Here is a 7,898-nt window from a genome sequence, read left to right as displayed (position 1 = left end):
CCGAGCCACCTACAAGATCAAAATAACGAGAAAAGTACTCTCACCTGGGCAAATGCCTTAACTCACTGGCATTGCAGGCCAGGGGCACTTTTCTCATTCCAGCGACCGGATTGGTCTAACTCCCCGAGAAAGCGTGAGGCTAACGTCCAGAGCGTGGCCCTGGCCAAGAACGCATCTCTTCAGGTGATCGAGAAGGCGACCCAACAATGGATCAGCTGAACTGGCGCAAGAGCACGAAGTCCGGTTCGAACGGCGAGAACTGCGTCGAAGTCGCCCCCGCCCGCACCGAGATCGCCGTCCGGGACTCCAAGAACCCCGACGGCCCCCGGCACGCCTTCACCCGCCGAACCTTCCGCTCCTTCGCCAGCGCCGTCAAGTCCGGACAGTACGACCGGTGACACTCACGCTCGACCTCCCTGAAGGAAGTCACACGACGGCCGGTCGGCTCCTACTCGTCAGGGTTCGACACGGTCGGGATAGCGCCCGTAGAGGCGGATGTAGCGGGTTGTGGGCATTGTGCCAGCGCGGGCCTTCCAGCGGGGCTTGGCTTTGGGCGGCACGGCCGTGGCCTTGAACTTGACCGGGAGAGACAGGCTCGCGAAGTCGCGGGAGTAGTAGGCCGGGGAGTAGAAGTTCATGGAGCCGTAGTCGATGTAGTAAGCGCCCGAGCAGAACGCCTTGGTCTTGAAGGTGAAGCGGCCGTGGCGGTCGGTGCGCTTGGTGGTCATCTGGTAGATGCGGCCAGGGCCAGCGCAGTCCAGCACCAGGCGGACTTTTCGGCCACGCGCGGGTTCTCGTCGGGTGAGGTCGGCCCAGTGCCGCAGCTGCCCTGAAACGGTGAGGGTCTTGCCGTAGCGGGCCTTCCGCAGGCTGATCTTGGGTTGGGTGAAGTAGGTGCTCCATCTGCGGAGATCGAAGACCTTGCTGGCGACCGGCCCTGTGATTCCGTCACTGACAGAGATCATCCGCCAGAAAGAAGACCGCGTCTCAGCGAGTCTGGTGTCCGTAACTCCCTTCATGGTTTGGACGTCCTCCCAGTGGATCCTGTCGAAGGACCGCTGGAGAGTGAAGGACGTGATATCCGGGCCCTGTTCCAGGAAGGTGAGCCAACTGACGTCTATCGAGCCCCTCGAACCGAATTTCACCTTCAATCCGCGGAAGCCGACGGAAACCTCCTGGGTGGCCACCTTGCCCTGGTAGGACGCCCTGGCAGTCAGGTGCTGGTAGAACCGGCCGGCCACGGTGACCTGGTAGGAGCCTTGGGCGTCGGTGGTCGCGTTGGTGCCGTAGATCATGCCGCCGTCATCGTCGACGACACTCACGAACAGCTCTCTGCCCGGGAGCGGCGCGCCACTGGCCGCGTCGCGCAGCTCACCGTTGAGCGTCAGCGGCGAATAATTGACCCACTGAGGTCCATCGCTCGGTGCGGGAAGCAAGAAAGGAGAAGCCGTCAAGGTCAGATCAGCCGTCGGCTCGGCGGACACGGCAGACGGAGCGGACATAAGGCCGCTGGCGATGACCAGGGCGGTCACGGAGACCAGGAGGCGAAAAGGCGGACGGCGCACAGGGAACGATCTTTCGGGTGATGCCTCGACCGAGGGTGGTGCTGGGGTGGATCGCCAGAACCTACCAGCCAGATCGATCAGGAAGAAGGCGACCTCCCCACCAGACTCACCCACCCGGCGGGAATACGACCCAAACCGTCCAAGCAGGCATCTACCCGACGCGCGTCCGGCGGACTTCCTGAACATGCCCGACGCGTTTCCTCCGAGCCGTCACCCTCCTCAGGACTAAGGTGCGCAAGCCGTTCCCTAGCCCGCCCCACAACACCCTGCACGCTGTCGAGAAACCCGCGTATCGGGATGGGCGAGCGGCCAGCCCACGGTTCGCGATATCGGCCGCGTCGCAGGTCAGCGTGTCAGTTTTCGGAACAGTCCGACTGCGGCGGCCTCGGGCCTGCGGCCGGCTTTGGCGAGCCGTTCGATCAGTTCCTCATAGCAGGCGTTGACCGCCGTGACGAGGCCGAGCTTGCCGAAGATCCACATCCGAGCGCGGTAGAGGGGTTCTGCGGTGCCGTCCAGGTCGGTGGCGCGCTCCAGGTGGCGGACGGCCGCCCGCGGGGATACCTCCAGGTCAGCGAGTCGGACGAGCGCGTTGCGCATGTCGCGGTTGAGAACACGAGCGGTGTCCTGAACCCTTGAGCTCGGGACGAGAGACGCGGTTTGAACCTTCCCGACCGAGTTGATCTTGTGCGGTGATGTGTGGAGCCAAGGGAGGCTCCTCTCCACGTCGGCCGGTGATCTCAGCTTCCGCCGCGACCACAGGCGCAACGCAGCCAGCCAGACTCGTCCGCACCCATAGTCGTCAACGGATGCCGCGCACCCAGCACCCGCTCGCTGTCAGTGAGGGATCGTTCGTACAAGGGGATGGCGCGGTCGAGGTCCCCCGCCGCCTGGTCGATGAGGGTCATGGGAGCGGTAGGACCCGTTGAGTAGCGAGATGCAGAAGATCCTCATGAAAACCGCTTGAGGCTCTCGTTCCACGTACTCGCGCCAGCCTGGCCGGACAGCCCCGACCAGAAGAGAATCCGTGAACGGCGAAGACCGGGAGCAACTCCGTGCGTTCTACCCCGTCCTGGAACATCCGGCCGACCGTCAGCGAGCGGACGATCATCGCGACCCGGCTGACCGGCTCGGGCTGACCGCCGGCGAGCTGGTCGCGGGACTGTCGATGACCTTGCTGGAGAACACCCCGGCCCGGTTGCTGCCGGCCCTGGCCACCCAGCCGGAGATCGAGGAGTTCTTGTGATCTCCGGCTGGGTACTGCTGACTTGAGTTGGCGGTCGGTATTAATGTGGCGGGTATGGGAGAACGATCGGTGGTGGAGCGCGCCTTCGTGATCGCGCTGCTCCAGCGCGGGTCGTTGGAGGCCACCGGGCGGGAGATCTCCCGGGCGCTGCTGGAGGGCCTTTCCCCGCAGGAGCTGCTGGAACGGAAGATCCCGCCATCCCTGTTCGAGGACGGACCGGCCGAAGCGCTCGATACCGCCTGGGGGCAGATCGAAGCCTGGGAAGGCGACGGCATCAAGGTCATCTCCCTCGCCGACGATGAATACCCGGAGCGGCTGCGCGGTGTGTTCGACCGGCCGGCGCTGCTGTTCGCCCGAGGTGAGACCCGTAAGGACGATCTGGGTGTCGCGGTCGTCGGTTCCCGCAACGTCAGCGAACACGGGGTGGGTATCACCGAGGAGCTGGCGCGCGGGCTGGTCAAACGGGATCTGACCGTGGTCTCGGGCCTCGCGGCCGGAGTCGACTCGGCGGCCCACCGGGCGGCGATCGAGGCGGGCGGGCGGACCGTGGCGTTCATCGGCACCGGGATCCGCAGGCATTACCCGCCGCAGAACCGCGACCTGCACCGCGAAGTCGCCGAGCACGGCGCGGTGTTCTCCCAGTTCTGGCCGGACCAGACACACGACAAGACCACTTTTCCGCAGCGCAACGGCGCCATGTCGGGCTACAGCCTCGCCACGATCATCGTCGAGGCCACCGAACGCAGCGGCACCCGGATCCAAGCCCGTAAAGCCGTCGAGCACGGACGTCCCGTCGTACTCATGCGCTCGGTCGTCGACCGCACCGACTGGGGCAAGCAGACCGCCGCCAAACCCGACGTCCATGTGGCGTCCACCCCGGCCGAGGCGCTGGCCGTCATCGACAGCCTGCTCGACCGGCCCCGCATGCTCGAAGACCTCATCTCGACGCTCAGCTAGCCGCCCGGCAGACGACCTTGGCCTCCTCTCCTCCCGCTGTCGAACAGCTCGCCCGCCAGTTCCTGGCGACCGTCATGACCAACCCGCTCCGCGGCTCCGACCTCACCTGCGACCTGTGCTGCGGCCCCGTCCCCGAGCGCTACTCGCTCTGCTGGCGCTGCAAGACCGATCGCGACCTCGCCTTCCCCGTCGCGGCCCGCGTCGTTCCGCTGACCTACGCCCATGCCGGCGGCCAGGCCGATAACGACCTCTACCGTTACAAGGACCCGATGAAGCCGGAGGAGCGGCTGGAGCACCCGTCCTTCCAGCGGCTACTCGTCCTGCTCTACGGCTTCGCTGTCCGGCACGCCCCCTGCCTGGACCGCGTCGCCGGGCGGCCCGTCACCCGGCTAGCCCTGGTCCCCTCGCTGAGTGGCCGCATCGGACGGCACCCCTTGAACGAGCTGGTGAAGGTCCTCCCCCGGCACTGGACACTGGTGACGCTTCGCCCGACCGATGTCCCCGAATCGGAGCGTCGCTCGACCCTCCCCTCCCATTTCCGGGTCGACGCCACGGCAGGCGTCGCAGGGCGGCATGTCGTGGTCCTGGACGACACCTGGGTTCAGGGCGGCCACGCTCAGTCCGCGGCGGCCGCCCTCCTCCAGGCGGGGGCCGCCGAGGTCACCGTGGTCGTTCTGTCCCGCCGCGTCGACACGACGTTCAAGCGCGATGCCCTCAAGTCCTCCTACGACGTCATGTTCTCCGGCCGCCCCTACTCCGTGGAGATCTGCCCGGTCACGGGCGGTCCCTGCCCCTAGGCGAGCGATAGGTTTCCCTATCCGATCGGTGAGATCTGACGGCGATTGTCGGGCTTCAATCGGATTCTGTCAGAGGCGGGTGTTTCACTCTGTTTCGGGCCGAACTGAGAATCCCCCCGACAGGCCCGCCAGGAGACGACATGCCCGAGAAAAGGGTGAACGTGCGCGCCCACACCCGGCGGATGCCGAGGCGGCGCGGCAAGCAGCAGAGCGGCTGGATCGTGGCGGCCGCCGCGGCCGTCCTGCTCTACGGCACCGTCCACAGCTGCGCGGGCGGCACTGCGGAGAACCCCAAGGCCCCCATGGCGACCGTTCCGGCTTCGGCGGCGCCATGAACCGGCCACCCGTCGCGCGGCGGACCCCCAGAGGATTTCCGCCATCCCGAGCCATGCTGAAGGGTTTGCGAAAGCGAGTCCGTAAGCCCGCCAATCCCCTGGAATGGGCCGCTGCGGCGTTGATCGCGGCCCTGGTCCTCTGGACGGCCTTCGACCTCCTGCGCCTGTCGGTCCTGTTCCTCAAAACCCACTGGTACGTGGCTCCGGGCATCGCGCTCATGGCCGCCGGAGTCCTGCTCTTCCGCAAGGAGCACCGCACCGCCCGGCACCGCGACCGTTCCGCCCGCCTCGCCGAACTCCGGCTCACCCCGCCCCAGCTCGATGCCCTCGACCCCACCGGCTTCGAACTGGCGATCCGCGACCTGATGCTCCGTGACGGCTTCGACGCCGAACACGTGGGCCGCACCTCCGACTACGGCGCCGACGTCCTCGGCCGCGCCCCCACAGGCCACCGCCTCGTCATCCAGGCCAAACACACCAAGACCAACGCAAAAGTCACCTCCCGCGTGATCCACGAGATCAGCGGCACCGCCACCCCCTTCCACGGAGCCGACATCGCCATCGTCGTCACCAACGGCGACTTCACCCGCGACGCCCACGACCGCGCCGCCACCCTCGGCATCCAGCTCATCAACCGCACCCGCCTGCACCGGTGGGCCCACGAAGGCCACCACCTGACCACCCTCATCGACCTCCGCACCGCTCCCCGCCGCACCGCAGGCTGACCCGGCGGCAAACCCTACGCGCCCCCAGGGCCCGCACCGTTAAGATCCCGCACCATGGCCCTGGAGCGCTTGTCCCTCGAGAACTACCGCTGCTTCGCCGACCGCCAGGAGATCGAACTCCGCCCCCTCACGGTCGTCCTCGGTAAAAACAACTCCGGCAAGAGTGCCCTAGTCAGAGCCCCTCTCGTCCTGTCCACCGGCCTTTGGCCGAAGGCAGAGGCCGGCATCCCCCTCGACTTGTACCAGCTCGGCGATGATCCGCCGGACTTCGCCGACCTGATCTACAGCGGTGCCGCGCATCGGCCCATCGGACTCGGAATGACGTTCAGCGGCCATGAGTTCGACTATGGGCTCACGCTCGGGGACATCACGATCGACGCCAGGATCCAGAACGTCACAGACTGGGACAAACAGGTGGTCAGCTCCCTGTCCTACGCATCCCCGATGGAGCGGCTGCGGATGGAATGGGTCTTCGAGGACGAGGATCCAGGTCCATACCGGCGCAAATACGAGATCACCGAACGCAATGGCGGCACGGGTGAGGGGCGATTCGGGTTCCGTGGGCTGCTACCCGTTCGAGCCGAGGAGCACGACGACTACTTCATCAACCAGCTCGAGGTGGATGAGTACGTGGGCATCGACGTGCGCTATACCGGACCGTTCCGGACAAGGGCGTCGCGCGCGACCCGTCTCTACGAGCGCCCCCCGCGCCACGACGAGTTCGGCCGGGGAATCGACGGCATCATCGTTCACGACAAGATCAACAAGGACGGTGTTCTGACGGCCAAGGTCAACGAATACCTCAAGCACTATCTGCCAGACTGGGAGCTCGACGTGGCCCAGCGGTACGGCGGCCACTCCGTCGGACTGCGCTCACGAGACAACCCGGAGACCTGGGTGTCGGCGGTGGATTCGGGGACGGGCGTCACCCAGGTTCTGCCGCTACTGATCAGGCGGGCTCTGGATGCGATCGAGCCGCCCGAACGCGACGTCCTGGAGATCATCGAGGAACCGGAGCTCCACCTGCACCCCTACGCGCAGGCCGGGCTGGCCGATCTCTACCGGCTGGCGGCCAAAGAGAGCCCCCGGGTCCGGTTCCTGATCGAGACGCACAGTGAGACCTTCCTGCTCCGGCTACAGCGGAGGGTCGCCGAGGGGAAGCTCAGCCCGGACGACATCGTCCTGTACTACGTCGACCACGACGGCAGTGCCGCGAACGTCAGGCGGATCAATATCGACGAGTACGGCAACGTCGACTTCTGGCCCGAGGGGATCTTCGAGGAGAGCTTCCAGGAGGCCAAGGCCCTGTCGAAGGCCCAGGCTGTGAGGCTGGCCGGACAATGAGGGTCGAACTCGCCAGAGACATCTTCACTCAAGACCGGCACGTCCCCAAGACATTGGCCTTGCTGTCGCTGTTCCTCGACGATCGGCACCACTGGGTGGTCGATCCGCTCGACGTGGACGACATCAACGCTTTCCTGCTCCGCCATCTCTCCCCGCAACTCGCCGGCGGTTACGGCCTGATGCTCAGGACCGGCTCACGGGGCAACGCCAACAGGGTCGTCGGCCGAGCGGCCCCACTCCACATTCCCGCCGACCGGCTGCCGGACGCCGCCGACGATTTGATGCGTCCCGCCGTGGTCGCTGTCGAGGACATCACCGGCGACCTGTGCTTTCTCCGGGTGGTTCTCAAAGTGACCGGTGCACAGGACGTCGAGGAGGCGCTCGCCTCCGGTCGGCTCAGCGTGGCGCACGGCGGCGGGTCGGCCCTGGATCGCGTGGTCACCAGGCACCGGGACGAGTTCAGGTTCGTGGTGCGCCTCGCAGTGCTCTTCGACAGCGACAGGAAGATGCCGGAGGACCCTCCGAAAGAACACGCGAAGATCGAGAACATCAGATCGCTGGGCGCTCGGGTGCACGTCTTGGCCCGGCGGGAGATCGAGAACTATCTGCCGGACGCGGTTCTGGCGACGACGAGCAAGCCTCATACTCTGAGCGCTCTCCAGCAACTCGTTCCCCGGCAGCGGAGCCACATCGACATCAAGTTCGGCTACCGGCCCGACAAGGACGAGAAAGAGCAGGCAGGGCTCTTTGATGATCTTCCCAAGGCGACTATGGAGGCGCTGACCGGCCACGGGTTCGGAAGGAAGGTGGTCGTTGACCATCTGGATCCGATGGCCGACACGCTGACGAGAGCGGACTTCGAAGCGCTCGGCCCCGGCGTGATCGAAGAGTTCGAGGTCATCGTCGCTATGTTGCGGGAGATCGTATAAGGA

Annotated in this window: 11 protein-coding genes; 9 read left to right on the top strand and 2 right to left on the bottom strand. The window is 66.1% G+C overall.

The window, feature by feature from the left end; all coding sequences use genetic code 11:
* Both ACYVE7_RS06205 and ACYVE7_RS06200 read left to right on the top strand, forming a co-directional pair.
* Window positions 1-219 (top strand): hypothetical protein (locus ACYVE7_RS06205; protein WP_460363573.1); only part of this gene is annotated, 219 nt, incomplete at its 5' end.
* Complete coding sequence (locus tag ACYVE7_RS06200; RefSeq protein WP_460363572.1) at window positions 207-398, top strand: DUF397 domain-containing protein; 192 nt, start codon at window positions 207-209, stop codon at window positions 396-398. The genes ACYVE7_RS06205 and ACYVE7_RS06200, both read left to right, overlap by 13 nt.
* A 57-nt stretch (window positions 399-455) precedes the next feature.
* Here the strand turns inward: ACYVE7_RS06200 and ACYVE7_RS06195 are convergent, their stop codons facing one another.
* On the bottom strand, window positions 456-1,532 hold the full coding sequence (locus tag ACYVE7_RS06195) for a carboxypeptidase-like regulatory domain-containing protein (protein ID WP_460363571.1): 1,077 nt from the start codon (window positions 1,530-1,532) through the stop codon (window positions 456-458).
* Window positions 1,533-1,910: 378 nt separating this feature from the next.
* Entirely contained in the window at window positions 1,911-2,162 is a 252-nt protein-coding gene (locus ACYVE7_RS06190) for a hypothetical protein (RefSeq protein ID WP_460363570.1), read from the bottom strand.
* A gap of 427 nt (window positions 2,163-2,589) precedes the next feature.
* Here ACYVE7_RS06190 and ACYVE7_RS06185 point away from each other — a divergent pair, with 427 nt between their 5' ends.
* The 7 genes from ACYVE7_RS06185 to ACYVE7_RS06155 all read left to right on the top strand — a co-directional run bounded on the left by ACYVE7_RS06185 (window position 2,590) and on the right by ACYVE7_RS06155 (window position 7,895).
* A complete protein-coding gene (locus ACYVE7_RS06185) occupies window positions 2,590-2,808 on the top strand; it encodes a hypothetical protein (RefSeq protein WP_460363569.1) in 219 nt (72 codons plus the stop codon).
* A 54-nt stretch (window positions 2,809-2,862) separates the two neighbouring features.
* Window positions 2,863-3,765: a DNA-processing protein DprA gene (locus tag ACYVE7_RS06180; protein ID WP_460363568.1), complete on the top strand. Its 903-nt coding sequence runs from the start codon at window positions 2,863-2,865 to the stop codon at window positions 3,763-3,765.
* A 17-nt stretch (window positions 3,766-3,782) separates the two neighbouring features.
* Complete coding sequence (locus ACYVE7_RS06175; protein WP_460363567.1) at window positions 3,783-4,562, top strand: hypothetical protein; 780 nt, start codon at window positions 3,783-3,785, stop codon at window positions 4,560-4,562.
* A 140-nt stretch (window positions 4,563-4,702) separates the two neighbouring features.
* Window positions 4,703-4,897, top strand: a complete 195-nt coding sequence (locus ACYVE7_RS06170; protein WP_460363566.1) for a hypothetical protein — start codon at window positions 4,703-4,705, stop codon at window positions 4,895-4,897.
* Window positions 4,898-4,962: 65 nt separating this feature from the next.
* Window positions 4,963-5,622 (top strand): restriction endonuclease, encoded by a 660-nt coding sequence (locus ACYVE7_RS06165; RefSeq protein WP_460363565.1) that lies wholly within the window; start codon window positions 4,963-4,965, stop codon window positions 5,620-5,622.
* A gap of 54 nt (window positions 5,623-5,676) precedes the next feature.
* Complete coding sequence (locus tag ACYVE7_RS06160; RefSeq protein WP_460363564.1) at window positions 5,677-6,966, top strand: DUF3696 domain-containing protein; 1,290 nt, start codon at window positions 5,677-5,679, stop codon at window positions 6,964-6,966.
* A complete protein-coding gene (locus ACYVE7_RS06155) occupies window positions 6,963-7,895 on the top strand; it encodes a hypothetical protein (protein ID WP_460363563.1) in 933 nt (310 codons plus the stop codon). The genes ACYVE7_RS06160 and ACYVE7_RS06155 overlap by 4 nt, the downstream gene beginning before the upstream one ends.
* Window positions 7,896-7,898: the final 3 nt, after the last annotated feature.

Source organism: Actinocorallia lasiicapitis (genome assembly GCF_054778695.1).
This window is presented reverse-complemented; position numbering and strand designations above follow the sequence as displayed.